Origin of the sequence: Shewanella glacialimarina (assembly GCF_020511155.1) — a bacterium.
GTDB classification, from domain to species: domain Bacteria; phylum Pseudomonadota; class Gammaproteobacteria; order Enterobacterales; family Shewanellaceae; genus Shewanella; species Shewanella glacialimarina.
The window spans coordinates 3,230,725-3,255,683 of sequence record NZ_CP041216.1 but is presented as its reverse complement, the minus strand read 5'-3'; the positions used below and the strand labels follow the sequence as shown (position 1 = coordinate 3,255,683).

23 protein-coding genes are annotated in these 24,959 nt (G+C 40.4%); 14 read left to right on the top strand and 9 right to left on the bottom strand.

From position 1 onward, the window contains the following. Positions 1–5: 5 nt before the first annotated feature. On the bottom strand, positions 6–1,019 hold the full coding sequence (gene ubiU / locus FJ709_RS14250; protein WP_226410687.1) for a ubiquinone anaerobic biosynthesis protein UbiU: 1,014 nt from the start codon (positions 1,017–1,019) through the stop codon (positions 6–8). A gap of 149 nt (positions 1,020–1,168) precedes the next feature. Here ubiU and ubiT point away from each other — a divergent pair, with 149 nt between their 5' ends. The 3 genes from ubiT to FJ709_RS14235 all read left to right on the top strand — a co-directional run bounded on the left by ubiT (position 1,169) and on the right by FJ709_RS14235 (position 3,524). Then, the gene (ubiT, locus tag FJ709_RS14245) at positions 1,169–1,696 is read left to right on the top strand and encodes a ubiquinone anaerobic biosynthesis accessory factor UbiT (RefSeq protein ID WP_226410686.1); all 528 of its coding nucleotides are present in this window, start codon (positions 1,169–1,171) and stop codon (positions 1,694–1,696) included. 427 nt (positions 1,697–2,123) lie between these two features. Next, a complete protein-coding gene (locus FJ709_RS14240) occupies positions 2,124–2,501 on the top strand; it encodes a PA2779 family protein (RefSeq protein ID WP_226410685.1) in 378 nt (125 codons plus the stop codon). Positions 2,502–2,588: 87 nt separating this feature from the next. Further along, positions 2,589–3,524 carry a PA2778 family cysteine peptidase gene (locus tag FJ709_RS14235; RefSeq protein WP_226410684.1) on the top strand — a complete coding sequence of 312 codons (936 nt, stop codon included), beginning with the start codon at positions 2,589–2,591 and terminating at the stop codon, positions 3,522–3,524. Positions 3,525–3,606: 82 nt separating this feature from the next. On the opposite strand, the gene FJ709_RS14230 is transcribed toward FJ709_RS14235, so the two are convergent. After that, positions 3,607–3,864, bottom strand: coding sequence for a YfhL family 4Fe-4S dicluster ferredoxin (locus tag FJ709_RS14230; RefSeq protein ID WP_226410683.1), 258 nt, complete (start codon positions 3,862–3,864; stop codon positions 3,607–3,609). A 19-nt stretch (positions 3,865–3,883) separates the two neighbouring features. Further along, on the bottom strand, positions 3,884–5,272 hold the full coding sequence (gene trhP / locus FJ709_RS14225; RefSeq protein ID WP_226410682.1) for a prephenate-dependent tRNA uridine(34) hydroxylase TrhP: 1,389 nt from the start codon (positions 5,270–5,272) through the stop codon (positions 3,884–3,886). 284 nt (positions 5,273–5,556) lie between these two features. On the opposite strand from trhP, the gene FJ709_RS14220 reads away from it, so the two are divergent. After that, positions 5,557–6,399 (top strand): HDOD domain-containing protein, encoded by an 843-nt coding sequence (locus FJ709_RS14220; protein ID WP_226410681.1) that lies wholly within the window; start codon positions 5,557–5,559, stop codon positions 6,397–6,399. 65 nt (positions 6,400–6,464) lie between these two features. Beyond that, the gene (locus tag FJ709_RS14215; RefSeq protein ID WP_226410680.1) at positions 6,465–7,967 is read left to right on the top strand and encodes a putative bifunctional diguanylate cyclase/phosphodiesterase; all 1,503 of its coding nucleotides are present in this window, start codon (positions 6,465–6,467) and stop codon (positions 7,965–7,967) included. Between the two features lie 108 nt (positions 7,968–8,075). Here the strand turns inward: FJ709_RS14215 and FJ709_RS14210 are convergent, their stop codons facing one another. The 6 genes from FJ709_RS14210 to ettA all read right to left on the bottom strand — a co-directional run bounded on the left by FJ709_RS14210 (position 8,076) and on the right by ettA (position 17,010). After that, positions 8,076–8,516, bottom strand: coding sequence for a thioesterase family protein (locus tag FJ709_RS14210; protein WP_226410679.1), 441 nt, complete (start codon positions 8,514–8,516; stop codon positions 8,076–8,078). Between the two features lie 368 nt (positions 8,517–8,884). Continuing rightward, positions 8,885–9,358 (bottom strand): LabA-like NYN domain-containing protein, encoded by a 474-nt coding sequence (locus tag FJ709_RS14205; RefSeq protein ID WP_226410678.1) that lies wholly within the window; start codon positions 9,356–9,358, stop codon positions 8,885–8,887. 85 nt (positions 9,359–9,443) lie between these two features. After that, positions 9,444–12,551, bottom strand: a complete 3,108-nt coding sequence (locus tag FJ709_RS14200) for a multidrug efflux RND transporter permease subunit (protein WP_226410677.1) — start codon at positions 12,549–12,551, stop codon at positions 9,444–9,446. Further along, complete coding sequence (locus tag FJ709_RS14195; protein WP_226410676.1) at positions 12,551–13,639, bottom strand: efflux RND transporter periplasmic adaptor subunit; 1,089 nt, start codon at positions 13,637–13,639, stop codon at positions 12,551–12,553. Before FJ709_RS14195 ends, FJ709_RS14200 begins: the two co-directional genes overlap by 1 nt. Before the next feature lie 239 nt (positions 13,640–13,878). Further along, a complete protein-coding gene (locus FJ709_RS14190) occupies positions 13,879–15,093 on the bottom strand; it encodes a hypothetical protein (RefSeq protein WP_226410675.1) in 1,215 nt (404 codons plus the stop codon). Between the two features lie 249 nt (positions 15,094–15,342). After that, complete coding sequence (ettA, locus tag FJ709_RS14185) at positions 15,343–17,010, bottom strand: energy-dependent translational throttle protein EttA (RefSeq protein ID WP_226410674.1); 1,668 nt, start codon at positions 17,008–17,010, stop codon at positions 15,343–15,345. Between the two features lie 433 nt (positions 17,011–17,443). On the opposite strand from ettA, the gene glyA reads away from it, so the two are divergent. From glyA to FJ709_RS14140, 9 genes are all read left to right on the top strand, one after another. Continuing rightward, on the top strand, positions 17,444–18,697 hold the full coding sequence (gene glyA / locus FJ709_RS14180; protein WP_226410673.1) for a serine hydroxymethyltransferase: 1,254 nt from the start codon (positions 17,444–17,446) through the stop codon (positions 18,695–18,697). 127 nt (positions 18,698–18,824) lie between these two features. Further along, positions 18,825–19,274 carry a transcriptional regulator NrdR gene (gene nrdR / locus FJ709_RS14175; RefSeq protein ID WP_188840605.1) on the top strand — a complete coding sequence of 150 codons (450 nt, stop codon included), beginning with the start codon at positions 18,825–18,827 and terminating at the stop codon, positions 19,272–19,274. A 28-nt stretch (positions 19,275–19,302) separates the two neighbouring features. Continuing rightward, positions 19,303–20,439, top strand: a complete 1,137-nt coding sequence (gene ribD, locus FJ709_RS14170) for a bifunctional diaminohydroxyphosphoribosylaminopyrimidine deaminase/5-amino-6-(5-phosphoribosylamino)uracil reductase RibD (RefSeq protein WP_226410672.1) — start codon at positions 19,303–19,305, stop codon at positions 20,437–20,439. A 57-nt stretch (positions 20,440–20,496) separates the two neighbouring features. Next, positions 20,497–21,153, top strand: a complete 657-nt coding sequence (locus tag FJ709_RS14165) for a riboflavin synthase (RefSeq protein ID WP_226410671.1) — start codon at positions 20,497–20,499, stop codon at positions 21,151–21,153. 146 nt (positions 21,154–21,299) lie between these two features. Then, positions 21,300–22,403 (top strand): bifunctional 3,4-dihydroxy-2-butanone-4-phosphate synthase/GTP cyclohydrolase II, encoded by a 1,104-nt coding sequence (gene ribBA / locus FJ709_RS14160; RefSeq protein WP_226410670.1) that lies wholly within the window; start codon positions 21,300–21,302, stop codon positions 22,401–22,403. 122 nt (positions 22,404–22,525) lie between these two features. Further along, entirely contained in the window at positions 22,526–23,005 is a 480-nt protein-coding gene (gene ribH / locus FJ709_RS14155; protein ID WP_226410669.1) for a 6,7-dimethyl-8-ribityllumazine synthase, read from the top strand. Between the two features lie 11 nt (positions 23,006–23,016). After that, positions 23,017–23,421 (top strand): transcription antitermination factor NusB, encoded by a 405-nt coding sequence (gene nusB / locus FJ709_RS14150; RefSeq protein WP_226410668.1) that lies wholly within the window; start codon positions 23,017–23,019, stop codon positions 23,419–23,421. A gap of 87 nt (positions 23,422–23,508) precedes the next feature. Beyond that, positions 23,509–24,465: a thiamine-phosphate kinase gene (thiL, locus tag FJ709_RS14145; RefSeq protein WP_226410667.1), complete on the top strand. Its 957-nt coding sequence runs from the start codon at positions 23,509–23,511 to the stop codon at positions 24,463–24,465. Next, positions 24,465–24,959, top strand: a complete 495-nt coding sequence (locus FJ709_RS14140; RefSeq protein ID WP_226410666.1) for a phosphatidylglycerophosphatase A family protein — start codon at positions 24,465–24,467, stop codon at positions 24,957–24,959. Before thiL ends, FJ709_RS14140 begins: the two co-directional genes overlap by 1 nt.

The window sequence follows — 24,959 nt, the reverse complement described above, 5'->3', positions numbered from 1 at the left end:
AGTCCCTATTGCCATTGGCGTTCATATGCACCCAAAGTGGTGACTTGGCCTTCTGACACTTTATCGAGTGCTGAATGCCATTGATGTTGATTTTTAAGTTTTTCGTTAAAGAGTTCTGGTGATTGAAAGTAGGCATCAATTGCCTGGCGCCACACTTGAGTGACTTGGGTGACATAAGCTGGGCTACGTTGACGCCCTTCAATTTTAAGTGAGCGAATACCTGCTTGAGCAAGCTCAGGAATAAGGCCGATGGTATTTAAGCTAGTGGGCGATTCCAACATATATTCAGCTGTCATCTCGTTATCTGTTTGGTAACGTCCTTTACACACCACCGGATACCCTAATTGTTCATCTTGACTGGCTTTGTCAATCAGTACCTCATTTAAGCGGGTTAACTTGTCGTTGCCAGAATCTTGCCAGCGAACATGATTAGCTGGTGAGCAAGAGCCGCCGGTATTGGGCGACTGGCCTGTCACATAGCTGGATAACTGGCAGCGACCTTCGGCCATAATACAAAGGCTGCCAAAGGCAAATACTTCTAAATCAACCGGGCTGATCTTAGCTAACTCTCTAACTTGCTTCATGGACAGTACTCGAGGTAAAACTGCACGTTCAATGTTGAATTGCTTTTTGTAAAAAGAAAGCGCGGCAACATTGGTCGCGCTGGCTTGCACAGATAAATGCAAGGGTAGACCAGGGTAATGGTGATGGGCATATTCGAGTAATGAAATATCGGCGCAAATTACCGCATCCAGATTTAAATCCGCGGCGAGATCGATGGCTTGTTTCCAACGTCCTTCATGCCCAGGTTTTGCAAAGGTGTTTAGAGTCAGGAAAAGTTTTCTATTTTGTTGTTTAGCCAATTGACTCGCTTGTTTTATTTGCTCCGCTGAAAAATTAAGTCCAGCAAATGATCGAGCATTGGTGTCATCTTTTAATCCAAGGTAAACGGCATCTGCGCCAGCATTAAATGCCGCTTTTAAGGCGGCAAGGTTACCCGCAGGACATAAAAGTTCCATGATCTTTCTCGCAGTTTTGTTGTTATTGTCGATAGGGCGTTGAGTGTAAAAGCGATTGAGTTAACAAGGTTTGATTTGGAACAGGTTTCTAAGCATAAAATCTGGGTAAACTGGTTTGAATTATTACCTATTCCCTGTAGGAGAGCTTCATGTTAAATGGACTACAGCAATCCCTATCTACAAAAATACTAACTTCAGCACCTGTAATGACGCGTCATTCTTTAGCTATTATACCCAAGCGTTTCAAGCGTGAGGTGATAACTAAATTGATCAATTTAGCCCTCGAAAAACAACTTTCAGAAGGTGAGATGGATTTTATTGCAGGTAAATGGCTTGGTATAAAAGTGCTTGATATTGGTCTAGATTTTGCGATAAGCATAAGCCAAGTAATCCAGCCTAAGGTGGTCGTGAGAGAATTAAACCAAACAGATGTGACCTTCAGCGGAAATATGCCTGAACTGCTGTTAATTGCTTCAGGTAAAGAAGATCCCGATAGCCTTTTTTTTCAACGTAAACTATTGATTGAAGGGGATACTGAGCTGGGTTTAGAGGCTAAAAATCTGCTTTTGTCTATAGAACTCGATACCTTACCTAAACCCATAGGCGTAGCAATTGGCAAGTTATTATTCAGTTTAGAAACGTTGCAGGCCAAAGCTGCTATAGTGAAAATTGCTTAATTTAAGTCAGGCCCAGAATCTGAATTCGTTTGAAGCACAGCTTTTCTCTGTTATTGAATAAGAACAGGTATTTTACTGAAACCTGTAATAGCTATTTCTGATAAGAACTTACATTAAGGGTGTGTTAGATAGGCAATAGTCACGGTATAAAATCAGCTAAAGAAGGGTTAACGGACTTTGATTATCTGACGCGAAACATCAAGGTTTTACTTAAGGTATGTAAGTCGTAGACGATTATCAGTGTGCTTGAATGTGAAATATTGCACAGTAAGGCTGTAATGTTAGATAAAATATTGATATTAAAGTGTTGGTGCGTTTTAGATTGACCACTACAATTCTGTGCCTAAGCTCGATACAGCTTGTTATTACTTAGTATTCACTTTACTCTTTACTAGGTATATAAATTCGTTCAACTAAAGGAAATATAATGAGAAAAATTCTAGTCGTTGCCTCAGTAATATTAACTTATTTAGTTTGTATTACTGGTACTTATGCAGGTGTTATTTCCTCAGAACAGGTTATAGTCCAGCAACAAAGTATTTATAATAAACAACAAGTTATTGAAATGCTTAACAACGTTGAAGTTCAAGATAAGCTGGTGGCTCTTGGTGTTAGTATTGAAGATGCAGAAATCCGTATCGCCAGTATGACGGACCAGGAATTAAATCAATTGAATACCCAAATGAATGATATGCCTGCAGCAGGTGGTATCGTTGGGGTGGTCGTCACTGTATTAGTGGTATTAGTGGTACTCGATTTGGTGGGTGTTACCGACGTATTTTCCTTCATTCGGCCAATAAACTAAATCGTTTCTTCAAATATCAGTGCTACTTGTATTTTGAGATATAGCATATTCAAAAAAGCCATTCTGTTGATTGGCTTTTGTTTATTTATGAGCGGCTGTTCATCTGTTACACCTCAAACATCGCAATTGTTAGCAAATCCCCCTAATATCCCCATTAAATATCATATAGCCGACGTGCCTTTTTATCCTCAAGAGGATTATTTTTGCGGTCCTACGACGCTATCGGAAGTGATTAATTTTTATGGGGTGACTAAAACGCCACAGCAAATTGCGCCAGCACTTTTTATTCCAGATTTAGAGGGCAGTTTGCAAATTGAAATGGTTGCAGCAGCACGTCAACAGGGGCTGCTTGCTTATGCTGAGTCTGGTAGTCTGCCACAACTACTTTCTTTGGTGAGTGAAAATATTCCAGTTATTGTATTACAAAATTTATCCACAGCATGGTATCCCATGTGGCACTACGCAGTGGTTACAGGCTATGACCTAGATAAGCAGCATGTGGTCTTGCATTCAGGTACCAATAAAGACCGAATCGCCGAATTTAAAGTATTTGAACAAACCTGGAAGCGAGGTCAGTATTGGTTGCTGGCGGCCGTCCCAACTGATACCTCAAGTTTGCATTTTGATCCGTTCGTTTATGCCAGTGCCGCTCAAGATCTATTTAGTATTGGTAAAAGCACTTACGCGATTGAAGCTTTAGAAAATGCCACCCGACAATGGCCAGATTACTGGCTAAGCTACTTTTTACTCGGAAACTATTATTTAGCCATTGATAACGTCAAGGCTGATTTTTGGTATAAGCAGGGACTCATTTATACTGAGCAACTGGCTGAACAACACTCTGAGCAGCAGGCTGCCTATTTAAATAACTATGCCTATAGTTTGTCTTTGTCAGGCTGTAAACCGCGAGCAATGGAAATGATTGAAAAAGCACTTAGACTGCAACCGGCTGATAGCAATATTCAAAGTAGCCAAAAAGAGATCGAAAAAATGCCTGATAATTCTGTTTGTTTCAGTAATTAAGCCAATCTCTACCTTCAGCTATTGAGTATTTAGGCGTTTAGTTGAAGTCTAGTCTATTGACTTAAATAGGCTTTTGTAGCGATTAATTTGCTTGTGGCCCTGTAAGTTCGGCATATTTAATAAGGAGCTCATCTTGAGACTCCTTATAGTCTGGATCAATGGCGATACAATCAATAGGACACACAGAAATACAAGTCGGTTTATCATAATGACCTACGCATTCGGTGCACAGTTCAGGATCGATTTCATAGACTTCTTCGCCCATAGTAATAGCTGAATTTGGGCATTCAGGTTCACACATGTCGCAGTTAATACAGCTATCGTCGATGAGTAGAGCCATAGTTTAACCTTATAATAGTTTAACCTTGTTGATGAGGATTACGAGTATCCTGACCTTGTGGCAAGTTACGCATTAAAATTGCTTTATCAGTACTGACTTCTGGTGGTAGTTTTAGGAATACAAAGTGCCCAGAACCTAACCCAGCTTCAACTTGTTCACCCTTACGGTTAACAAGATGGTTAATGGTTAGGTTCATATTACCCTGTGGTGTCATAATTTCTACACTATCACCAACGGAGAACTTATTTTTAACATCAATTTCGGCCAGGCCATCGACATTACGTTTACCTGTAAACTCGCCCACAAATTGTTGAGTGTCACTAACAGAATAACCATGTTCATAATTTTGGTATTCGTCATGCACATGGCGGCGAAGGAAGCCTTCAGTATAGCCTCGATGAGCTAAGCCTTCTAAATTATGCATAAGTGTTCGGTTAAAGTCCTTACCCGCAGCGGCATCTTCAATTGCCTGACGGTATAACTGTGCAGTGCGAGCCACATAATAGAAAGACTTAGTTCGACCTTCAATTTTTAATGAGTTAATGCCCATTTTAGTCAATCGGTCGACATGCTGAATCGCACGCAAGTCTTTTGAATTCATAATATAGGTGCCGTGTTCATCTTCAAAGGCAGGCATGAGTTCTCCTGGACGACCAGGCTCTTCGAGTAAGAACATTTTATCGGTAGGTGCACCTGCACCTAAGGTAGGTACTGTAATTTGTGCATCCCTTGGATTATAAATTGAAGGGCTTGATTGCAGTGCTATGATGTCACCATTGTCATCTTGCTTGGCTTCATGGGCATCATACTTCCAGCGGCAACTATTAGTGCAAGTACCTTGATTCGGATCGCGCTTATTAATATAACCAGATAATAGGCAGCGACCAGAATAAGCCATACATAATGCACCGTGAACAAACACTTCAAGCTCAATATCAGGGCAACGCTGACGAATTTCTTCTATTTCATCAAGTGACAATTCTCGGGATAAAATGACTCGTTTAATGCCTTGTTGTTGCCAAAATTTAACCGATGCCCAGTTAATCGCATTAGCTTGTACTGAAAGGTGAACCACTTGTTCAGGAAAAGCTTCTCGTACCATCATGATAAGTCCTGGATCAGACATGATTAGCGCATCAGGCTTCATCGCAACCACAGGTTCCATATCTTTTAGATAGGTTTTAAGTTTGGCATTGTGGGGCGCAATATTGCTCACGACATAGAGTTTTTTACCAAGAGAATGTGCTTCTTGAATACCAGAAGCCAAGTTTTCCATTTTGAATTCATTATTTCTAACCCGTAAACTATAGCGAGGCTGGCCAGCGTATACAGCGTCTGCGCCATAAGCAAAAGCATAACGCATATTTTTAAGGGTACCGGCTGGAGACAATAGCTCTGGTTTAAACATAATTACTCTCAATCTAGCTTTTAAAGCGCACCAATAACGGGGGCGGGATCGTACTTAAGATATAACCGTGGAGCAAACATGACCCTCTATTATGTGAAGTAACTCTCCTTTTAAGCTTACCAACAGTGATATAGGTGTATATTAAACTTGTGCTGAGGTGGTAATATGATTTTGTTGCTAAAGTTATAACATTGTAATGATTTTGATTAGCTTAACTCGCACATTAGCCTGTATTCGGTATACAATTCTAATCTTAACGATTTTCCTTTTTTGATGGAGACAATATGTCTACTGAACATCAACTATTAGTCAGCTTATTAAAAAAACTAAAAGACGACTCATTAGTACTTCCAACATTGCCTGAAGTGGCCATGAGAGTGCAAGAAGTGGTTGCCCGTGCTGACTCTAGTTTGAAACAAGTGGGTGATATTATTGGTCAAGATGCGGCTATTTCAGCTCGGATCATTAAAGTAGCCAATAGCGCATTATATTCAAGAGGAAACAAAGCCGAAAATATTACCGCAGCGGTAAACCGTATTGGCTTAATTCAAATTAAGTCCATTACGACTTCTGTGGCAATGGAACAGCTATTTATCTCTACCAATGAAATGGTCTGGGAAGTCATGGATGAAGTATGGAAAACATCTATTGAAGTGACAGCAGCGGCTTGTGCAATGTTAGATATTTATAATAAGCGTAATCCAAGTAAAAAATTAGACCGCGAAACCCTTACTTTAGCGGGATTGGTACATAATATTGGTGCATTACCTATATTGTCTGAAGCAGAGTTACATCCAGAGTTATTTGCTAGTATCGATCAGCTACGCGGCTTAGTACGTAAAATGCAAGGACCGATAGGTCGAGCGGTATTGAAAAGTTGGGATTTTGCCCCTGAAGTGACTGAAGTGGTTGAGCGATGGGCTGATTTACATTATTTGCCTGAACGCGTCACCTATTTAGACTTTATTCGCTCAGCCGCTTTTTATACCGGCGAGTTGCGTGCGGGAGAAGAGTTAGAGCAGCGTCTCAGTGTTTTCGCTGATCGAGGATTACCAGTAACGCCAGAGGATTTAGGCAGTGATGTGTTTACTGATCTATATCATTCAATTAAAGAAAGTTATGAATAATTAGTACTAACGATTACGGGTGATAATTATTATTTTTGCTGGAATAACGTGAATGAAACAATTTGATGACTCAGACAGTATATCTATTTAGTGTGCTCATTTTAGCCACCTTACTTGGCATCATTTTGGTTGTCGGTGGCATTTATTGTTGGCGTCTAAAACGATATTTGCACCATCTGACATACACCTTAGAACGCCAGCTACAAATGATGTCTCCCGTTGATTTTGGCCGTATTCCTAAAGTTTTCACTCCGCTTATCACTGTATTAATCAATTTACAGAAATCCATTTCTTTCAACGTTGAACGTGACAAACTCACCGGTTTATCAAATCGAGTGGGTTTTAAGCGCAAAATGCTCAGCCGTATGCCGATAAAACAAGGCATGATTGTGCTTATTGATATTAAACAGTTTCGTTTTGTAAATGACTTGTTTGGCTTTGTTTTTGGTGACTCTTTGTTGAAGGCCTTTGCTCATCGTGTTGCAGGTTTACCGGGAAAAGCTCAGTTTGTTGCTCGGATGAATGGTAACGAATTTTTGTTATTTTTCCCCGATTGTGTAAGCGATGAATATTTAATTGAAATAAAGCAGCAGTTGCAACTGCCATTTGAAATAGAACAACAACCTATTAGTGTCACAATACAGCTAGGAGTGCTAGCTGTAGCGGAACATCATGGTGATGTTAGCACTATGCTACGCCGATTAGATTTAGCGTTAAAAAAATCTAAATTGCATCGTAATAATATCGCTTATTACGATAAAGATGATGATAAGAAACAGTACCGTGAGTTATTGATTATAAATAGTTTGCCCAAAAATTTACGACAAAATCAACTTTTTATGGTCTATCAGCCAAAGTTAGATATTAAAGCGGGTAAGTGTATTGAAGTTGAGGCTCTTATTCGTTGGCATCATGAAGGATTGGGCGATGTTTCACCCAATGAGTTTATTCCTTTAGCTGAGAAAACCGGCATGATCGGAATGATCAGCGATTGGGTATTAGAGCAAGTGGTATCCCAGCAAGCTAAATGGCGAGAGCAGGGGATTAATGTCAAAGTGGCGATTAATTTATCCAGTGCTGATTTACACAATGAACACTTGGTGAGTCATATTACCACTACACTGCAGCGGCATTTAGTTCCTGCTGAATGTTTGATGATTGAGATAACCGAAAGTACCTTAATGGAATCTGTTGAGCACGTAATAAGTACGGTCGAGGCTTTACAGGCAATTGGCATGAAAGTGGCTATTGATGATTTTGGTACCGGTCATTCTTCGCTGGCTTATTTACGCCATTTACCGGTTAATGAAGTGAAAATAGATAAGGCGTTTTTGGACGGTTTTCAAAATGAAAAACAAGCGCAAAGTATTGTAAAAATGACCATTGCGCTGGCTAAAGAACTGGGCTTTGAAGTGACGGTTGAAGGCGTTGAAACGCTCAGTATTTTACAAACATTAACAGAGTTTGGTGTTGACCGTATTCAAGGAGATTACTTTTCTAAACCTTGTGATGCCACTGAGTTTGCCTTTGCTTACCCAAAGCTATCCCAATTTCAGGCTTATTTATAATAATTGACGCAGCTTTTATTGCCACTCACTGCAGTGATATAGCATTCATATTATTCGTTACCCTGATAACGTAATAAAACTATTACCGATTAAACAGGCATAATCGTATTAAGGCATAGTCTTATTAAGCAATGCAATCAAATCAGTTGTCATCGGTGCGAGTTGTCGGTTTTTATTCATACAAACCATTTCAATATTAGCGGTTACTGCTGCTTTATTTGCATTAGGGCGCCATATCTCTTGCTTCCATATAGTGCGATATTTACTTTCAAAGCAAAATTGCGTTCTAACATCGATAATATCAGCAAACTCCACCCCATCATGACAAATCATATCGCTTTTATACACAGCAAAACCTAAACCTTGTTCATTCCAAAGTTGTTGTAATACATTTGCCCCAATAACGTGTTCACGTGCACGTTCAAAGTACTTTAAAAAATTAGGATGATAAACCACGCCTGAAAAATCAGTGTCTTCATAATAAATTTGTACGGCAAAGTGAGCGGTATCACTCCAAATGAGCGAGTTGTGATTAGCAGGTTTGTTCATAATTTTCCTAACTGTTTTATCGTTTGTATAAAACGGTGCATTATTAGCGTGTAAGTCGAAATGAAACGATGGCAGTGTAGAGGATTTTGGACAATTTATCAGTCAATATATTAAGCATAGAGTTATGGGATATTTCAGTAAGCATTTCCATTAGGTCAATATCAAAGGCATAACTAAGTTAATAAGGTTTTTCTAATGTCACTTTGATACTTTTAAAATGGATGGTGTATCTATAGCGGACATAATTGTTAAGCTAAATACCGCTATTTTTGATGAGGTATACCATCGTAGCCTGGTACACGATAATTTACTTAACCCAACCTTAGTCAGCCATAGCGCTAAATAGAGGCCTTTGAATAATACGCCGGTTAACGCAGCAGTGTAAAATCTATTGGGGTATGCTGCTGACATTGATCTGTGAGTGACTTTGCCGTTAACCGAGGCACACTGATCACATGGGTTAAACAGTCATATTTACGATTAATCGCTTTAATCAGTAGGTCAAAATCACCATCCCCTGACAGTAAAATAACTTCATTAACGTCAGCTGACAGTTCAAGCATATCAATGGTTATTCCTACATCCCAATCACCTTTGGCTGAGCCATCGCTGCGTTGTATGTAGGGTTTGGTCTTAACCGTAAAGCCTATATATTTTAGCGCATCTTGAAACTTGACCTGACCATCATCATTTGGCGCAATCGCATAAGCAATTGCATGGGTAATCTCGCCCCTGTCCGCTAATTGTTTGTATAATTCACGGTAATTGAAGCTGCGATCAAAAGCTTGCTTACAGGTGTAATACACATTTTGAACATCAACAAACACAGCAATTTTATACATTAATTAACCTTTTGGGACATGAGTGTAATAAAGCATTAATAGTGCATGCTACCATATTAAGCCAAGCACTATGTAAGCTTAAGCACTATGTAAGCTTAGCCTGACGTTGTTTTTCAATCGCCTCTTCTAATTGTTTGGCCACAAAGCTAGGTGATTTGGTTGATGCTGAAATTAACCGATACATAGCGGGTATAACAAACAGGGTTACTAGAGTGGCGAATGCCATGCCAAAAAATATCACAGTACCAACCGCAATGCGGCTTTCACTGCCTGCACCCGTCGACAGTATTAGTGGTAGTGCACCAATTAAGGTTGTAAAAGCTGTCATTAGAATAGGCCGTAAACGTCTAGCCGATGCATCAATAATGGCCTGATTTAACTCAAGGCCGCGATCACGTAATTGGTTAGCAAATTCGACAATCAAAATACCATTTTTAGTGACCATGCCAATTAACATGATCATGCCAATTTGGCTGTAAATATTAATACCTTGGCTGGTAAGCACTAACCCAATAAATCCACCTAATATGCCCATAGGAACAGTCAGCATAACAACTAAAGGGTTGATAAAACTTTCAAATTGTCCTGCTAAGACTAGGTAGGCAATTAATAACGCTAAGCCAAATACAATCAAAACGCCACTTTGGTTTTCTTTAAAGTCCTTAGACTCTCCAGTGTAAGCAATCGAGATGTCTGCAGGGAGTAATTCAATCGCGCGCTGTTCAAGAAAGCTTAATCCTTCTCCTAAGGTGTAGCCTTCACCTAAGTTAGCTTTGAGGGTAATTGATTTTTGCTTATTAGTATGGCTTAACCTTTGAGGTGAAGCGACTTCTTCAATATCAGTCACGCTGTCTAAAGTAATTAATTCGCCTTTGTTTGAGCGAAGATAAATTTTGCTTAAATCAGCGACACTGTTAAAGCTATTTTCATTACCTCTAAGGTAAACATCATATTCTTCACCGCGGTCGATAAAGGTGGTCTCACTGCGCCCTCCTAACATGATCTCTAGTGTGTCAGACACTGTCGCTACGCTTATCCCAAGTTCTGCCGCTCTTTGTTTGTCGATTGTGACCACTAATTCTGGTGTGGTTTCGGCATAATCTAAATCAGCGCCTTCAAGAATAGGGCTAGCATCAGCTTCTTGTTGAAGTATTTGGGCCCATTTGAATAACTCTTGATAGTCAGAACCGCCCAATACAAACTGTACAGGTTCGCTCGATTGACCTCTAAAGCCTGGCATCATAGGCCTTACCATCACATCAGGAATATCTTTAAGGGTTGATGAAATAAGTGCTAAAGCTTGTTTTACATCGGTATCTCTGTCCGCCCAGTCTTCTAATTGCATAATAACAAAACCGGTTTGATCACCTGCACGACCACCAAAGGCCGGTGCTTGAACACTGAATGACTTAAACGTGCCTTGACCTAATAATGGCATCAGTCTTTGTTCTACTATGTCCATGTTAGCTATCATGCGGTTATAGCTTGTACCCTCAGCACCTTTAATAAAGGCGTACAATACACCGCGATCTTCTTGCGGTGCTAATTGTGATGGTACTTGTTGCATAAGCAAGTAGCTGCCACCAAGACAAGCCATAATGACGATTGGTGCAGCAAGTCGCCACTGTATTGCCCAGGTTACTCCCTGACGATACGACTGTTCTAAGTTGTTAAAATGTTTATCTATCCACAGATTAAAAGCATTAGGCTTTACATTGGCTTTTAATAATTTACTGGCAAGTACCGGCGTTAAGGTTAAAGCAATCAAAGATGAAAATATAACCGACATAGCAAGCATTACCGAGAATTCAGTGAATAATAACCCAACCATGCCATCCATAAATGAAATCGGTAAGAAAACCATCACCAAGACTAATGTGGTAGAGACCACGGCAAAACTCACTTCTTGGGTGCCTTTATAGGCAGCTAATAATGGCGGTTCACCTTTATCTATATGGTGGAAGATATTTTCCACCACCACAATGGCATCATCGACGACTAAACCGATAGCAAGTATTAACGCCATTAAGGTTAATAAGTTAATTGAATAACCTAGACTATAAGCAGCCATAAATGCCGCAATAAGTGATACTGGTACAGTGACCGCAGGGATAAGGGTTGCTCTAACTTGGCCAATAAAAATATACAGTACCAATACCACTAACACCCCAGTGATAAACAGCGTGTTATAAACCTCGTTAATTGAACGGTCGATAAAGACGTTAGCATCATAGTCAACAACCAGTTGGGTGTCTTCGGGTAAAAACTGCTGTACGTTAGCTACTTCCTTATAAACCTGTTGGGCAACATCAAGTGGGTTTGCATCAGATTGCGGTATTATGCCTAGGCTAAGATTAACAACCCCATTACTCTTAAAGGTTGAATTTTCATTTTCTGCCCCTAAAAAGACTTGGGCAACATCTTTTAAATATATAGGTTGACCGTCAGTGGCAGTGCGCACGACTAAGTAATCAAAATCCTCAGCTGTGTAGTATAATCGCTTGGTTCTGACCGCCATGACTGTGGTATCGTTACGTACTTCACCGCCGGGTGTTTCTACGTTCTCAGTTTTGAGTGCATTGACAATATCGCTGGTGGTAACATTTCTACCCGCCATCTGTTGTGGCTGCAGTTGAACATACATTACCTTGTATAATCCACCTGAAATATCGACCGAACTTACACCAGTGATTAAACTAAATCTGTCTTCAAGTACCCGTTGGGCATAATCTGTTAATTGTGTTCTATCCATTTTAGATGAACTTAAATTGACATAGATAGAAGGCTCACCCGTGCCGTTATCTTTAGATACTATTGGGTCATTAGCTTCATCAGGAAGCCTTCTTTGTGCCTTAGCAACAGCATCTCGAACATCACTGACGCCTTCTGTTAAATTCCAACCAAGTTTAAATTGAATTGATATACGTGACATGCCATTGCGCGTCGTCGAGGTCAATTCATCAATACCACTAATACCCGTCAGTTCATCCTCAATGGTTTTGGTTATTTGGCCTTCCATAATGGTGGCTGATGCGCCACTATAAGTGGTCATTACCGTTACTACAGGATTTTCAACATCAGGCATTTCTCGTACAGACAGTTTCGAGAAAGACACTAAGCCAAATACACACAGTAAAATGCTCAGTACAATTGCTACAACAGGTCGCTTAACCGCAGTATCACTTAACCACATTATTTTAGCTCCTGAAGTTGAGTCGACCTGTCATCGGAAGTCATTTTCGCGCCACTCAAGTCATTCACTTTGATACCATCGCGCATATTTACTAAGCCCTGAACGACTATATGGTCGCCAACATTTAACCCACTATTAATCAGTACTTTATTATCAATCCTAGCCCCAAGTTCAACTTCAGTTTTTTGAGCAATATTATCTTTATCTATGAGGTATACAAAACGCTTAGTCCCTGAGTATTCAAGTGCTTGAACAGGCACAATAGGTGAGGATACACTAGGAAAAACTATTTTAGCTGACATCATCATGCCAGGCTTTAGCTGGCCATCTGTATTGCTAAATTCTGCTCTGACAGTCAAATTTAAGGTTTCTTCATTAACACGTGAATCGATAGCCGTTACGTTACCGCCAAAGCTTTTATCAGCCCATGCGCGACTTGTTGCATGGATAGTCATACCAGTACTGAGTAAAGATAAATAATGCTCAGGAATATTTAAGTCGAGGTATAAATGGCTCAAATCATCGAGGGTTAATAAGGTTTCAGCCGCGTTGACCATTTTTCCGCGGCTGAAATTGATTAGGCCGATATTGCCTGAAAAGGGAGCCGTTAAATCGTGGTAACTTAAATCAGCACTTGTAGCAGCCAGTCTAGCTGAAGCAACATTAACCTTGGCTTTTTGGGCTTCAATTTCAGTTTGAGTGATAGCATTAACATGAATAAGTCGTCCAAATTCGTCTTGAACTCTGAGTTCATCAACATAATATGCTTGAGCTTCAGTCATATTTGCTTTGGCTTTGGCGTTTTCTAATGTAATTAATATCTGGCCTTTTTCGACATACTGATTTGATTTAACTTTAATGTCGGCTATTTTTCCATTGACCTGTGGGGCAAGAAATACCGACTGCTTTGCTTTTAATTTACCGACCAAGGTAACCGATTGTGCTAAAGGATGATTATCAACCATTGCCGTTACCACGGGAATAACTCGCTCTGGTCGAGTGTTTTTTTGAGGCTGCTTATTTGTACTTATAATAAATCCTGCAATAGGTAGAGTAAGCAAGATAATAAAAACGATAAATTTTTTCATAGATACAGAGCTCTCAACGCTAATACTAGCCGACAATAAGGGTGGAAAATTGGAAGGTTAAAGCTATTGTATGTAATTTAAATAAATAAGTGCGTAAAGTAATGTAAAGCTATGAGTACTTTATGTTTCTAAGCATGTTAGTAGGAACGTGACATTTTGATGCGTGGATAAAATAGCGCCATAAAAAAACCATGCACTGTGGCATGGCTTTGTTGAGCGTTAAGCTAATATCGAGTAAATTACTTTTCTACCGGTTCGTTGGTAAATTCAAAATTTTGCTTTTTATTGGATGGTGTGACACCCATAAAATACTCATAACCTCGTTCAGACAGTGATTTTTTTTCTTCTGGTTCTTTGGTTTCTTTAATGCTTGTTTGGTCAGCCATTAAAGTGTACTTGGCTTTTGATTTTTGCTTGATCTCACCTTTAGGCGATTCAGCAGCAACACCAGGAGACTCAGTGTTGTTACTTTTTCTTAGGGTCGAGCCTGACGAGTCAAAGGTGTAATTGAATACGCCGTTGCCTTCAATATTCTCAACACTTGATTTATCTTTTGATTGATACGACGCCAAAATACCATGCTTACCTAAAGGGATTTCATGGAATAATTCTTTACCAGTACCAATTTTAACACCATTAATAAACCAATCAGCAGGCACATTACTGACCAGAGTGATCATGGCTGAACTCAACCCTAATCGTTCATTGAGTAACTGGTCAATTTTGTTGTTATATGATGGTTTAAACTTCATTGCTACTTTGTAGTTTAAGTTACCATTCATATTCATGTTGGCATCGACTACTTCGTACGACAATAACACGCTTTTATCGTTCAAAAACGGTGACTCATTACGGGTATTAGTTAAAATAAAGCTTTTAGATTCTTTTAAACACTCAGTAATTGACTGATATTTAGAGCACTCAGTTGAACCATTAATGTTAACCGGAAGGCTACTGCTTGATTTTGATAAATCGCCAATCAAGCGGTTAGTAATATCGGTTTTCAACTTAAACAACTGCTTACTTTGTTCAGTACGCTTGCTATTAATCGCGTTATATTCTGCCAAAATTTCAGTGTTTTCAGCTTCTAAAGCTGCAGACTCTTGAATTGAGCGAGTTTCAAGCTGATCGATTTTATTTACCGTAGATTCAATTTGCTTATAGACTTGAGGTAAATTATCTTTAGCAAGAATTTTTTTAGGTAAATCAGTGATTAACATATCATACGATAGTTTTTCACTTTCAATTTTTTCAACTAACTCTTCGATGTCGAAGGCTTTCTTATTATGTTGGGTAAATTTGTTATTAACTGAAATTAATAGCGCATCAATATCGAATTGATCTTCAATTTGAGTTAGACGTCTTTCTTCTTCTGGGTTGATGACTTCTAATGCAGCAAAAGAGTTGCTCGCAAATAAGCACAATAACGCAAGGCTAATTGAACCGTATCTCACTGATATCTCCGTTGAATAACTATTAGCTTATACAATCGCTGCAAAATGAAATTGTTAACAAAAATCAGCAACGCACAAAATAATCCATTAATAAGTGATAATACTTAACTTGTTAGGGGTTTACAAACAGATTATGGCGAGGATTGAGTATAAATGACAAAAAATTGACGTAATGCGTTGTGTTTCATCTCACAATTATTAAACAATAATAAAACAGGGGCCGAAGCCCCTGTTGTTAGTAGCGTTGTTTTATTTTGTCATGCGCTTGTATTTTAAGCGATGCGGCTCAACAATATCAGCACCATAAGTGCTTTTCAGCCAAGTAGAATATTCAGTATAGTTACCTTCATAGAAGTTCACTTTACCTTCATCACGGTAATCTAGAATGTGGGTTGCTATGCGATCTAAGAACCAACGGTCATGTGAAATGACCATGGCGCAACCTGGAAACTCTAATAACGCTTCTTCTAATGCGCGCAAGGTTTCTACATCTAAGTCATTGGTAGGCTCATCGAGTAGTAATACGTTACCACCAGCTTGAAGCAATTTAGATAGGTGCACACGGTTGCGCTCACCCCCTGATAAAGTGCCGATAATTTTTTGCTGGTCTCCACCGCGGAAGTTAAAACGACCAACATAAGCTCGGCTTGGTATCTCCATATTACCGACTTTCATAATATCCTGACCGCCGGAGATCTCTTGCCAAACGGTATTTTTATCATTCATTGAATCACGGAACTGATCTACTGAGGCTATTTGCACCGATTCACCCACAGAGATAGTGCCGCTATCAGGTTGTTCTGTACCAGATATCATTTTAAACAATGTTGACTTACCCGCGCCGTTAGCACCAATAATACCGACAATTGCGCCTTTAGGCACAGTGAAGGTTAAATCATCAATTAATACCCGATCGCCATAGGATTTAGTTAAGTTGGTAATCTCAATGACTTTATCGCCTAAGCGTGGTCCAGGTGGAATGAATAGTTCATTGGTTTCATTACGTTTTTGGTAATCGTTAGTGTTTAACTCTTCAAAGCGCGCCATACGTGCTTTGCCTTTGGATTGACGGCCTTTAGCGCCTTGACGTACCCATTCTAACTCTTTGGCGATAGTCTTTTGACGCGCACTTTCTGTGGCTGACTCTAGCTTAAGACGATCATTTTTCTGTTCCAACCAAGAAGAATAGTTACCTTCCCATGGAATACCTTCACCGCGGTCAAGCTCTAAAATCCAACCAGCAGCATTATCCAGGAAGTAACGGTCATGGGTAATCGCCACTACGGTGCCGGTATATTCTTGTAAAAAGTGTTCAAGCCAAGCAACCGATTCAGCATCTAAATGGTTGGTTGGTTCGTCAAGTAGCAGCATTTCAGGTTTTTCAAGTAACAAACGACAAATAGCAACTCGACGACGCTCACCACCCGATAATACTTCAATTTTCTCATCCCAATCAGGCAGACGTAATGCATTGGCAGCGCGCTCTAATACATTGTCAAGATTATGTGCGTCCTGGGCTTGAATAATAGCTTCTAATTCGCCTTGCTCTTTTGCTAATGCATCAAAGTCTGCATCAGGCTCAGCATATAAAGCATAAACTTCATCTAAACGAGTCAGCGCGTTTTTAGCTTCGCTTACCGCTTCTTCAACCGCTTCACGTACGGTTTGGTTTAAGTTTAATTTCGGTTCCTGTGGCAAGTAACCAATTTTAAGGCCAGGCATAGGGCGAGCTTCGCCCTCAATCTCAGTATCAAGACCAGCCATAATGCGCAGCAGTGTTGATTTACCTGAACCGTTTAAACCTAATACGCCGATTTTTGCGCCAGGGAAAAAACTTAAAGAGATGTCTTTTAAAATCTGCTTTTTAGGTGGGACAATTTTGCCCACTCTTAGCATGCTATATACAAATTGAGCCATGAGGTTCCAACATTGATTAACACAGAATAGAATGATTCTAATGGAATCTTAATCGAACTTAAATCTGATTTTGATTGTTATCAGTCGATTTTTATATCTTGTAACGCGCTAACTAGTATTTGCTAGAATTTAGTTTAAATATCTATCTGAGTTAGCAGTTATATTTAACTGCCAAATATAAGCATTTAAAGTCGTAAAAATAGAACAGTGTTTTTGATGACTGTTTTACGCATTATGTAGCTTAAAAAAAATGTTTAAAATACCAAGGTAAAAATAGTTACCGATTGTAAATTAAGGTTATTTTTAATTTTGCATGAGATTTTCTATTGTTATTTAGTAACTAAATTCATGCTGTAAAGGCTGGGATTGTTTGCATTTGCAGAGTAGAATACCGCGCAACCCTACTAATATAAAACCTACCGTTGGAGTTACCATGCTTAAGAAAGCGATGAATATAGCGGATTACGATCCAGAACTATTTAAAGCCATTGAAGATGAAACTTGTCGCCAAGAAGAGCACATCGAGTTAATAGCATCTGAAAACTATACCAGTCCACGTGTTATGGAAGCTCAAGGTTCACAGTTAACCAATAAGTATGCTGAAGGCTATCCAGGTAAGCGTTACTACGGTGGTTGTGAGTATGTTGATGTTGTTGAAACCTTAGCCATTGAACGTGCTAAAGAGTTATTTGGCGCAACTTACGCCAACGTACAACCGCATTCAGGTTCACAAGCAAACAGTGCAGTATTTATGGCATTGTTAAAGCCAGGCGACACTGTACTTGGTATGAATTTAGCTCACGGCGGTCATTTAACCCACGGTTCACCAGTTAACTTTTCTGGTAAATTATATAACATCATTCCTTATGGTATCGATGAGTCGGGCAAAATTGATTATGACGAAATGGAACGTTTAGCGGTAGAACATAAACCTAAGATGATGATTGGTGGTTTCTCTGCTTATTCTGGTATTGTTGACTGGGCCAGAATGCGTGAAATAGCGGATAAAATTGGCGCATACTTTTTTGTGGATATGGCGCACGTTGCGGGCCTTATTGCTGCAGGTGTTTATCCAACTCCAGTACCTCATGCACATGTTGTTACTTCTACAACGCATAAAACATTAGCTGGCCCACGTGGCGGTATCATTATTTCTGCAGCTAATGATGAAGACTTATACAAAAAATTAAACTCTGCAGTGTTTCCTGGTGGCCAAGGCGGCCCATTAATGCATGTTATTGCTGGTAAAGCGGTTGCGTTTAAAGAAGCACTAGAGCCTGAGTTTAAAGTTTACCAACAACAAGTTGTTAAAAATGCTAAAGCAATGGTTGAAGTATTTTTAGCGCGCGGATACAAAATTGTTTCTGGCGGTACTGAAAACCACTTAATGCTTGTTGATTTAATCGGTCGCGACTTAACCGGTAAAGAAGCTGATGCAGCGTTAGGTAGTGCCAATATCACGGTTAATAAAAACTCAGTACCTGATGATCCACGTTCACCATTTGTAACTTCAGGTGTTCGTATTGGTACCCCAGCTATTACTCGCCGTGGCTTTAAAGAAGCTGAAGCGAAGCAATTAACGGGTTGGATTTGTGACATTTTAGATGACGCACAAAACCAAACTGTGATTGATAGCGTAAAAGGTCAAGTGTTGGCCTTATGCGCTAAGTTCCCTGTTTACGGATAATTCCTGCTGCACGGAATATCCTTTCATCACTAATGCTATCCCTAAAGGTTAGCTTAACCTTGATGAGTAAATAGGATAAACTTTAATGGCCACTAATTTTAGTGGCCATTTTATTTTCGGAGGTTCAATGCATTGTCCTTTTTGTAGCGCGACTGATACTAAAGTTATCGATTCACGTTTAGTGGCAGATGGCCACCAAGTTCGCCGTCGCCGTGAATGCACTGAATGCCATGAACGTTTTACAACCTTTGAAGGTGCAGAGCTAGTCATGCCTAGGGTGATAAAACGTGATGGCAGCCGCCAACCTTTTGATGAAGAAAAACTTCGTGGTGGTATGTTGCGCGCGGTTGAAAAACGTCCAGTATCTATGGATGAAATCGAACAAGCAATTACTAAAATTAAGTCCACATTACGCGCGACAGGTGAGCGTGAAATTGATTCTGAGATGATAGGTAATTTAATGATGGATCAATTAATGAGCCTAGATAAAGTCGCTTATATTCGATTTGCCTCTGTTTATCGTGCTTTTGAAGATGTGTCACAATTTGGCGAAGCGATTGCTAAATTGCAAAAATAAACTTCCCCTAGGACTTGAGTAACTTTTTATGACTAGCTTTAGTGTATTTGATACCCAAATGATGGGTCGTGCGATCCAGCTGGCGCGAAAAGGTCTTTATACTACGCGCCCCAATCCATCTGTTGGCTGCGTACTTGTCCAAGACTCAATTATTATTGGTGAAGGTTATCATCAAGTTGCGGGTCAAGGACATGCAGAGGTCAATGCATTGGCTGATGCCGCTAAACAAGGATATTCTACCGTTGGCGCTACAGCCTATGTGACTTTAGAGCCTTGTAGTCATTATGGACGTACTCCGCCCTGCGCCTTAGGGTTAATTAATGCCCAGGTTGCTAGAGTCGTTATTGCAGTGAAAGACGCTAACCCTCAAGTAGCCGATAACGGTATTGCCATGTTGCAAGATGCAGGTATTCAAGTTGAGGTTGGTTTATTAGCCGCTGAAGCTTTGACGTTAAACCTAGGGTTTATGAAGCGGATGAAAACCGGTTTGCCATGGGTTACGGTGAAAGTTGCCGCTAGTTTAGATGGCAAAACTGCCTTGTCTAATGGTGTTTCTAAATGGATTACCGGTCCCGCAGCAAGACAAGATGTGCAACGAATGCGTGCCCGCCATTGCGCGTTAATCACGGGCGTTGAAACTATTATTGCAGATGATCCTAGCTTAAATGTGCGTTATGAAGAACTTGGCAGCTTGAAAAGTTCTCTTTCACCCACATCTCTACAGCAGCCATTAAGAGTCGTGTTAGATTCCCAAGCCCGATTAACCGCAGATTTTATGCTATTCAGTATTGAAACACCGATTCTATTAGTTTCAACCTGTGGCTACTCTAATGCTGTACAAGCACTTTTTCCTAACCATGTTAGTTTGCTGCAGGTAAAAGCAAATAGTGCAGGGCGTGTGTGTCTTGATACCTTATTGAAATATTTGGGTGAAAGTTGTAACTCAGTGATGATTGAAGCAGGGGCAACACTTTCAGGCAGTTTTGTTGAACATAATCTGGTCGATGAGCTTGTTTTGTACCAAGCACCAAAACTGTTGGGCAGTGAAGGGCGCAACATGCTGACCTTAACTGATTATCAATCAATGGATCAAATACCCAAAATAGTATTAAAAGATCAACGAAATGTCGGCCAAGACACACGATTTGTATTTGGTTTAAGCTAAAATATCTCATCATTAATGTTCAATTCTGTTGGGCAGAAATAGGAAAAGTGACTCTCTATGTTTACAGGCATTATTGAAGCCCTAGGCACCTTGCGCAAGATTGAGCGCAAAGGTAACGATATTCGGTTAACTGTGGCTAGCGGTAAACTCGATTTATCCGATGTAAAATTAGGCGACAGCATTGCCACAAACGGCGTCTGTTTGACCGTAGTGCAATGTTTAGCTGATGGTTATGTTGCCGATGTTTCTGCTGAAACGGTTACTTTAACAGGATTTGCACATTACCAGGTTGGCCAGAAAGTTAACTTAGAAAAGGCAGTGACAGCAACAACACGTTTAGGTGGTCATATGGTCAGCGGCCATGTTGACGGTATCGCTAAAGTTGATGGGCGTCAGTATCGCGGACAAGCGATTGAGTTTTGGTTGTCAGCTCCTGCTGATTTAGCTAAATATATTGCCCACAAAGGTTCAATTACCATAGATGGTGTGAGCTTGACCGTAAATGAGGTTAAAGGTCATCAATTTAGACTTACTATTGTGCCGCACACGGCAAGCGAAACGACCTTAACCGAATTAAAAGCAGGCGCTAACGTAAATATTGAAGTGGACTTAATTGCCCGATATCTTGAACGATTAATGCAGCCGCAGGATGAACAGCAACCTAAATCAGGTGTCACTCTGTCTATGTTAGCCAATGCTGGCTATATGAAATAGTCCGTTGAATTTTATCAGAAAGTGCTTTGAGCTTTATAAGAACCTATTCTACGCTTTATAGAACAGTATTTTGACTCATGTTTTTGCTTTGAATATATTGAGCTGAGCATAAATAATCACCCTAAATAACAAATAAAGGTCCCTACATGGCTTTACACAGTATAGAAGAAATCATCGAAGACATTCGTCTCGGTAAAATGGTTATCTTAATGGATGACGAAGACCGTGAAAATGAAGGCGACCTTATCATGGCAGCCGATTGTGTCACGCCTGAAGCCATCAATTTTATGGCCACTTTCGGCCGTGGCCTAATTTGTCAAACAATGACAAAAGCACGCTGTCAGCAGTTAAATTTGCCTTTAATGGTGACCAACAATAACGCTCAATTCTCAACTAATTTTACCGTATCTATTGAGGCGGCTGAAGGTGTTACCACAGGGATATCTGCCCACGACAGAGCTGTAACTGTAAAAGCTGCTGTGGCCAAAAACGCCAAAGCATCAGATTTAGTTCAACCAGGGCATATATTTCCTTTGATGGCACAGGATGGTGGCGTATTGATCCGCGCAGGTCATACTGAAGCGGGTTGTGACTTAGCGCGTCTTGCCGGGTTTGAGCCGTCAGGTGTTATTGTTGAAATTTTGAATGAAGACGGCACTATGGCTCGCTGTCCTGATTTAGAAGTATTTAGTGAGAAGCACGGTATTAAAATTGGCACAATTGCCGATTTAATTGAGTATCGTAATAACAAAGAAACCACCGTTGTACGTGAAGCAAAATGTAAATTACCCACTCGTTTTGGCGAGTTCGACATGGTGACATTTAGAGACACTATCGATAACCAACTCCATTATGCTTTGATCAAAGGCAATGTGGGTGATAACACACTCGTACGTGTCCATTTACAAAATACTTTCAATGATTTATTGCATTCAGAACGCGATCAAAAACGCAGCTGGCCGCTTGAAAAAGCGATGGCGCGAATCGCCGAGCAAGGTGGTGTATTAGTGTTACTTGGAAATCAAGAACACACCAGTAGCATGCTTGCTAAAGTGAAGTCATTTGAAGCTGAGGATAATGGTCAAGCAATGGCTCCAGCTCCGTGGCAAGGTACATCACGTCGCGTTGGAGTCGGGTCACAAATTTTATCAAGCCTTGGTGTCACCAGTATGCGCTTGTTGAGTTCGCCTAAGCAGTATCATTCTTTGTCGGGTTTCGGCTTGGAAGTAACTGAATATATTTCGGAATAAATTGTTAATAAATTCAATTTAAAATTTTCAATAATTGCATTGCGCTCAGAGTGGTCGGCTGTGTTATCATACCGCCTCTTTCGCCCAGGCTGGGTGCTTTAGCTAAATTAGGTAAGATAAAAATGAACATAGTTCAAGGTAATATCGAAGCGAAAAATGCAAAAGTGGCGATCGTAGTATCGCGTTTCAATAGCTTTGTTGTTGAAAGTCTGCTTAGTGGCGCACTAGATACTTTAAAACGTTTTGGCCAGGTTCCAGATGAAAACATTACTGTTGTGCGCGTACCTGGCGCCGTGGAATTACCACTAGCTGCTCGTCGAGTTGCTGCAAGTGGAAAGTTTGATGGCATTATCTCACTTGGTGCTGTGATCCGCGGTGGAACACCTCATTTTGATATGGTTGCCGGTGAATGTAATAAGGGACTTGCTCAAGTAGCATTAGAGTACGACATCCCCGTTTCTTTTGGTGTGTTAACAACTGATACCATTGAGCAAGCTATTGAGCGCTCAGGTACAAAAGCGGGCAATAAAGGCGGCGAAGCTGCATTAAGCTTGCTTGAAATGGTTAACGTGCTTCAAGAGTTAGAAAAACAGTTGGTATAGTAGGAAATTTAATGAAGCCTTCAGAGCGCCGCAAGGCACGCCGTTTAGCCGTTCAAGCTATTTATTCATGGCAGCTAACAGACAACAATGTTGCTGATGTTGAACATGAGTTTTTAACCGAACAAAGTTTAGACGGTGTTGATGTTGCTTATTTTCGTGAGCTTTTAGCGGGCGTTACAGCTAAAGTCGCTCAGATAGATGAATTACTAAAACCACACTTAGACCGTGATTTTAGTGAAGTATCACCGGTTGAAAAAGCCATAGTACGTTTAGCAACATTTGAGCTGACCTTCAAAAAAGATGTCCCTTTTAAGGTTGCCATCAATGAAGGTATCGAACTTGCTAAAGCTTTTGGAGCTGATGATAGTCACAAGTTCGTCAACGGTTTGTTAGATAAAATCGTTAGAAATAAGTAATCCTAGAAACGGTATCTTCGGATACCGTTTTTTTTGTATTAACATGCTTAAAAATAAGGTGGGCGGGTTTTTCCGACCAGTGCTAGCGTGAAAGAATTCCAACTTATTGAACAATTTTTTAAAAACCGTGGACAAAAGCGTCGTGATGTCATCTTAGGCATTGGCGATGATTGTGCTTTGGTACAGCCCGCCGAAGGTAAGGTGATTGCTATTTCATGCGATACCTTAGTTGAAGGCGTGCATTTTTTTGCTGATATGCCAGCACATGCTCTTGGCTATAAATCACTGGCAGTGAATTTGTCTGATTTAGCTGCCATGGGAGCTGAACCTGCCTGGATGACATTAGCGCTATCTTTACCTGAGGTTGACACCCAATGGCTTGCTGATTTTAGTAATGGATTATTTGAAATCGCAGACTACTATAGTGTCGCTTTAGTGGGGGGCGATACCACTCGAGGACCCCGCTGTATAAACCTGACCATTAATGGGCAAATTCCTAAAGGTAAATCGTTAAAGCGCAGCGGTGCAAAAGTCGGTGACTGGATATATGTGACCGGAACTTTAGGGGATTCAGCCCTTGGACTCGATATGCTGCGGGGAGTGCAAGCGGTTAAGCCAGAGTATAAAGAATATTTACTGAACCGACATTATTATCCCACCCCAAGGGTGCTAGCAGGACAAGCGTTACGTGGTCTTGCATCTAGTGCGATTGATTTATCTGACGGTTTAGTCTCAGATCTGTCCCATATTCTTAAAGCATCTAATGTAGGTGCGACTATTAATGCTAATGCAATTCCATTGTCTAGCTCACTAAAAAACAGCGTGACAGCTGAACAAGCTCTAGCCTATGCTCTAACTGGGGGGGAAGATTATGAGCTATTATTCACCGTACCCGAGTCACAGCGTGGCGCAATAGATACCGCCTTAATTCATTCGGGGGTGAAGTTTGTTAACGTTGGTCAGATTTGTTCTGGTGATAAAGTCAAATTCACTTTAGACGGCCAGCCCTTCATGCCAGAGTTTAAAGGTTTCGAGCATTTTTAATGAAGTTATTCTCTCAAGACCCGGCGGTGAAACGTTTACGTCTATCTAATCCTATTCACTTCCTTGCACTGGGTTTTGGCAGCGGCTTAGCGGCTAAAGCCCCTGGCACCTTCGGCACTATTGCAGCCATACCTTTATATCTATTAATGAGTCACTTAAGTCTGCCAGTATATTTAGCGTTGACGCTATTAATCGTGCTGGTGGGTTTTTATATTTGCGATAAGGCAGCAAGTGATATGCAAGTGCATGATCATGGAGCTATTGTGTGGGATGAAGTGGCAGGTTTACTTATCACGTTAATTGCAGCTCCAGCAGGATGGATATGGTTATTAGTCGGTTTTGGTTTTTTCCGGTTCTTTGACATCCTCAAACCCTGGCCAATCAGGTGGTTAGATGCCAAAGTACATGGTGGCTTTGGCATTATGATTGATGATGTTTTAGCAGGTGTTTTTGCATTTATGTGTTTGCAGGCATGTGCTTATTTTTTCGGATAA

What these genes read in the sequence shown, in the direction of transcription:
- ubiU (WP_226410687.1), bottom strand. Translation starts at nt 1,019, where the DNA reads ATGGAACTTTTATGTCCTGCGGGTAACCTTGCCGCCTTAAAAGCGGCA.
- ubiT (WP_226410686.1), top strand. Translation starts at nt 1,169, where the DNA reads ATGTTAAATGGACTACAGCAATCCCTATCTACAAAAATACTAACTTCA.
- FJ709_RS14240 (WP_226410685.1), top strand. Translation starts at nt 2,124, where the DNA reads ATGAGAAAAATTCTAGTCGTTGCCTCAGTAATATTAACTTATTTAGTT.
- FJ709_RS14235 (WP_226410684.1), top strand. Translation starts at nt 2,589, where the DNA reads ATGAGCGGCTGTTCATCTGTTACACCTCAAACATCGCAATTGTTAGCA.
- FJ709_RS14230 (WP_226410683.1), bottom strand. Translation starts at nt 3,864, where the DNA reads ATGGCTCTACTCATCGACGATAGCTGTATTAACTGCGACATGTGTGAA.
- trhP (WP_226410682.1), bottom strand. Translation starts at nt 5,272, where the DNA reads ATGTTTAAACCAGAGCTATTGTCTCCAGCCGGTACCCTTAAAAATATG.
- FJ709_RS14220 (WP_226410681.1), top strand. Translation starts at nt 5,557, where the DNA reads ATGTCTACTGAACATCAACTATTAGTCAGCTTATTAAAAAAACTAAAA.
- FJ709_RS14215 (WP_226410680.1), top strand. Translation starts at nt 6,465, where the DNA reads ATGACTCAGACAGTATATCTATTTAGTGTGCTCATTTTAGCCACCTTA.
- FJ709_RS14210 (WP_226410679.1), bottom strand. Translation starts at nt 8,516, where the DNA reads ATGAACAAACCTGCTAATCACAACTCGCTCATTTGGAGTGATACCGCT.
- FJ709_RS14205 (WP_226410678.1), bottom strand. Translation starts at nt 9,358, where the DNA reads ATGTATAAAATTGCTGTGTTTGTTGATGTTCAAAATGTGTATTACACC.
- FJ709_RS14200 (WP_226410677.1), bottom strand. Translation starts at nt 12,551, where the DNA reads ATGTGGTTAAGTGATACTGCGGTTAAGCGACCTGTTGTAGCAATTGTA.
- FJ709_RS14195 (WP_226410676.1), bottom strand. Translation starts at nt 13,639, where the DNA reads ATGAAAAAATTTATCGTTTTTATTATCTTGCTTACTCTACCTATTGCA.
- ettA (WP_226410674.1), bottom strand. Translation starts at nt 17,010, where the DNA reads ATGGCTCAATTTGTATATAGCATGCTAAGAGTGGGCAAAATTGTCCCA.
- glyA (WP_226410673.1), top strand. Translation starts at nt 17,444, where the DNA reads ATGCTTAAGAAAGCGATGAATATAGCGGATTACGATCCAGAACTATTT.
- nrdR (WP_188840605.1), top strand. Translation starts at nt 18,825, where the DNA reads ATGCATTGTCCTTTTTGTAGCGCGACTGATACTAAAGTTATCGATTCA.
- ribD (WP_226410672.1), top strand. Translation starts at nt 19,303, where the DNA reads ATGACTAGCTTTAGTGTATTTGATACCCAAATGATGGGTCGTGCGATC.
- FJ709_RS14165 (WP_226410671.1), top strand. Translation starts at nt 20,497, where the DNA reads ATGTTTACAGGCATTATTGAAGCCCTAGGCACCTTGCGCAAGATTGAG.
- ribBA (WP_226410670.1), top strand. Translation starts at nt 21,300, where the DNA reads ATGGCTTTACACAGTATAGAAGAAATCATCGAAGACATTCGTCTCGGT.
- ribH (WP_226410669.1), top strand. Translation starts at nt 22,526, where the DNA reads ATGAACATAGTTCAAGGTAATATCGAAGCGAAAAATGCAAAAGTGGCG.
- nusB (WP_226410668.1), top strand. Translation starts at nt 23,017, where the DNA reads ATGAAGCCTTCAGAGCGCCGCAAGGCACGCCGTTTAGCCGTTCAAGCT.
- FJ709_RS14140 (WP_226410666.1), top strand. Translation starts at nt 24,465, where the DNA reads ATGAAGTTATTCTCTCAAGACCCGGCGGTGAAACGTTTACGTCTATCT.